At 28.2% G+C, this 681-nt stretch carries 1 protein-coding gene; it reads left to right on the top strand.

Features of this window, described 5'->3' with window-relative positions:
* Positions 1-379: 379 nt before the first annotated feature.
* The coding region (locus GPX08_RS00015) for a GntR family transcriptional regulator (RefSeq protein ID WP_156624213.1) at positions 380-681 on the top strand (302 nt) is incomplete at its 3' end.

Below are 681 nucleotides of genomic sequence, written 5' to 3'. Positions count from 1 at the left end.
GCAACAAAAAAAATAGCAAAACGTCTTAACATAGAAGAATCTACCCAAATTATGCAATCCATATTACTATATAACTACACATCAGATCATACTTCAATTTTAAATATATATATGTTTTGTAACTCAACAACAGTTGATTCTGAAAATGTTAATGATATTATAGCTATGGTTTTAAAGAACTCAAAAGAAAAAACAGGGAAAATATACATTAGAGATTCTAATGAGTTTGAATCTCAGCTAATAGCCCTAGACGAAAACCAAAAGGTTTGTCGTTGGATTTCCAATTATGAATATTTAGATTACAAATTATACATTGAACAAACACTTAACATATTACCTTATGAATTTTTAGGCTGGTAATTACTCGAAAGGCGGTTTTATGAACGATAACATACCAATTTATAAAAAAGTAAAATTATCTATTAAAGATAAAATTGACAATGATGAATTTTTAGCAGGTGAAGCTATATTAAGCGAAAGAGAACTCGCAAAATTATATGGCGTGAATAGAATGACAATAAAAAAGGCTATACAATCTCTTATAGAAGATGGTATACTTTATTCCGTTCCAGGATCAGGAACTTATGTATGCTCAGAACACAAAAATTTTATGGTTGGAATTTTTGATGACAAAACTTTTTCTAGTATATCTACAAGATTAAATGCATCAGGAATTAACAG

The sequence above is a fragment of the Clostridium tertium genome (assembly GCF_902652255.1).
GTDB classification, from domain to species: domain Bacteria; phylum Bacillota; class Clostridia; order Clostridiales; family Clostridiaceae; genus Clostridium; species Clostridium tertium_A.
Note: the sequence above shows the minus strand (reverse complement) of the source record. Positions and strands in the feature narration are given on the sequence as shown.